The following is a 2876-nucleotide window of genomic DNA, read 5'->3' on the forward strand; positions in this document are numbered from 1 at the left end:
TGAACTCGGAAGTTGCACCTTTAAGCTTGAAATATGAGTTTTGAGCAACGACTAATGACCAATGATCAATGACCAATGACAAATCCTCAATTAACTTGGCTGCGTAAAAACCTGTTCAGTACTTGGTACAACAGCTTGTTAACTGTTGTCTGTTTGGTGTTGTTATTTTGGGTACGGCGATCGCCAAAGGCAAAAGCTGAAGAATTGGCAATGCAACTATTAGAAAGAGTGGGAATTTTAGAACAGGCGCAAAAATATCCAGGACAGTTATCTGGTGGACAACAGCAACGAGTAGCGATCGCTCATGCTTTAGCCATGCAACCTAAAATTATGCTGTTTGACGAACCCACCTCAGCCTTAGATCCAGAAATGGTACGCGAAGTTTTAGATGTGATGCGAGGTCTTGCCCATGATGGGATGACAATGGTAGTCGTCACCCACGAAGTTGGATTCGCTCGTGAAGTCGCCGACCGAGTTATTTTAATGGATAGCGGTTCCCTCGTCGAGTCAGCTACCCCTGACGCATTTTTCAGCAATCCCAAAGAAGAAAGAACACGCAAATTTTTGTCACAAATTCTCTAGAAAATCTTTGATTAATCTAACCTTTTCCATCCCACAACTTCACACCAAGCTTGAGCAAAAAATCCATCTGGGTGCTGACTCCATTCCCGTAAAGCATGGCTCATTGCTGTAAGCGTAGGCGTAGCCCGCACTTCTCTACGAGACGCTGCGCGAACGGCTGCGCTCAGTGACCACCGCAGGCATCGCTCATCAGTCCACCCCTCCTCGACAGCTTGATCGACCTTTGCAGAAGCCTCAATTAGCAGCGCCAAATATTCTGTAGCTTCACTCAGCGGCTCATAACATTGATAAGAAGCCGAAGCTTTGATATTAGTAAACCCACTTTGGCGCAGCAGGGCGCGTAACTCTCTACCTACGTAAGGATTACCACAATTTTGCTGCTGGAGCCACTTGTAATAAGAAAATGCTTTTTCCAGTTCTGGTGTAGACGGTGCAATCAAAAACCCGCCCCAGTCAGGACTACGAAGCCCAACAATTCCCCCCGGTTTCAAAACTCGCCACAGTTCCCGTAACGCCTGCGCTGGTTCTTGGAGATGCTCAAACAGCGCATGGGAAAAGATTGCATCAAAGGAATTATCTGGGAAGGATAAAGCATAAATATTCCCCTCCAGAAAATTAGCATTACTGACACCTTGGGTGAAAGCACTCTCAGCAGCTATCTGGATTTGAGAAGCTTCTCGATCGATACCTGTAAGCGTACCAGGAGCGATCGCTTTTGCTAAACCCAAAGCGATCGTCCCAGGGCCGCAGCCACAATCTAGCAATTTCATCCCTGGACGTAAATAAGGCTTGAAAAATGCACCATGAGTATCTAAGCTGCGTTTTGCCATGAAATTCGTCGCATTGCTCGAATAGCCTGGAGTATACTTTTCCTGCATCGCTCTAACTTCCTGCAATATCTGTACGAGTATCATACGCAGGTAGTTTTCAGATGTCCAATATATATTTTAATAAAATTGAAACTTATAAAATATCAAAAAATGGAACTGCGACATCTGCGCTACTTTATTGCTGTAGCTGAAGAACTGCACTTTAGTAGAGCCGCCGAGCGACTGCACATCGCTCAACCGCCCTTAAGCCAGCAAATTCAGCAACTAGAGACGCAATTGGGGGTAGAACTGTTTCAGCGCAAAACCAAGCGACAGGTACAGCTAACCGAAGCTGGACAAGTATTTTTGCAAGAAGCTTATCAACTTTTAGCTCAACTGGAAAAAGCAATTGAGTTGACTCAAAAAACGGGAAGAGGTGAAAAGGGACTACTGCGAATTGGGTTTACCAGTTTGGTAACTTATGATTTGCTTCCTGTGATTTTGCGGCGGTTCCGAGAACGGTTTCCAGAAGTAGAGTTGGTATTGCAGGAATTAACCACAACTCAGCAAGAGCAAGCGTTACAGAAACGCCGCATTCATGTAGGCTTTGCCCATCCACCGTTAGAAGACAACACACTTAATCAAGAGTGCATTCAGCAAGAAGCTTTAATTGTGGCTATGTTGGAAACTCATGCCTTAGCTGAACAAGAAAAGATTTCAGTGCGATCGCTTGCAGATGAAAGTTTCATCATGTTCCCTCGCCATTTGGGGCCTGGACTTTACGACCAAATCGTGAGTCTTTGTCAGCAAGGAAATTTCAGCCCAAAAGTGACTCAAGAAGCGATTCAAATGCAGACAATTATCGGGTTAGTTTCAGCAGGAATGGGGATTGCGATCGCATCGTCTTCATTGCAAAATCTTCAGAGGGTTGGTGTGGTGTATCGCGCTGTAGAGGAGAAAACACCATTAGTAGAAACGGCTGTAGTGTGGCAACAAGAGGATATGACACCTGTACTAAGGGAATTCCTGCAAGTTGTCAGGAGTATCTGTGGTTAATTGATTAGTTGTCTGCACGCCATGTAAAAATAATTTGTTCATCAGCTTGCCTAAACTCAATATTAAATTTATCAAATACAACTTCTCTTCCTAAAAGTAATTGCTCTCCACCTGTATTAGTTTGTAACCATGCCACAGCAGCAATAAAACTGTGTTCATCAATTGTCATTTCAACATTACGTAAAACATACTCAACTCTTCCGCCGATGGTTTCTGCTAATAATTTTGATTCTGCATCAGCCAAAGCGTAGCCTAAATCTTGACCGACTTTGAAGGAAATTAAACTTAATTCAGCACCAGAGTCTACTAACATCGTTGTAGACATTTCTATATCTCTATGCTTCAGTTTTACATGATAATTTGGCTGCCAGTCATGCCAGGGTAAGCGCGTCTCAAACACTATTGACAAGCGGATTCTGAGGCATGATC

General features: G+C 44.0%; 4 protein-coding genes. 2 read left to right on the forward strand and 2 right to left on the reverse strand.

What is annotated here, in order from left to right:
* Nucleotides 1-75: 75 nt before the first annotated feature.
* Entirely contained in the window at nucleotides 76-582 is a 507-nt protein-coding gene (locus tag ACFFAP_RS37690) for an amino acid ABC transporter ATP-binding protein (protein ID WP_375515983.1), read from the forward strand.
* 11 nt (nucleotides 583-593) lie between these two features.
* Here the strand turns inward: ACFFAP_RS37690 and ACFFAP_RS37695 are convergent, their stop codons facing one another.
* Nucleotides 594-1460, reverse strand: coding sequence for a methyltransferase domain-containing protein (locus ACFFAP_RS37695; protein ID WP_375515984.1), 867 nt, complete (start codon nucleotides 1458-1460; stop codon nucleotides 594-596).
* Between the two features lie 102 nt (nucleotides 1461-1562).
* Between ACFFAP_RS37695 and ACFFAP_RS37700 the strand changes: the two genes are divergently transcribed.
* Nucleotides 1563-2447 carry a LysR family transcriptional regulator gene (locus tag ACFFAP_RS37700; RefSeq protein ID WP_375515985.1) on the forward strand — a complete coding sequence of 295 codons (885 nt, stop codon included), beginning with the start codon at nucleotides 1563-1565 and terminating at the stop codon, nucleotides 2445-2447.
* Nucleotides 2448-2451: 4 nt separating this feature from the next.
* On the opposite strand, the gene ACFFAP_RS37705 is transcribed toward ACFFAP_RS37700, so the two are convergent.
* On the reverse strand, nucleotides 2452-2876 hold a 425-nt coding region (locus ACFFAP_RS37705; protein WP_375515986.1), incomplete at its 5' end, for a retropepsin-like aspartic protease.

This window comes from uncultured Nostoc sp. (assembly GCF_964245575.1).
GTDB lineage: Bacteria > Cyanobacteriota > Cyanobacteriia > Cyanobacteriales > Nostocaceae > Nostoc.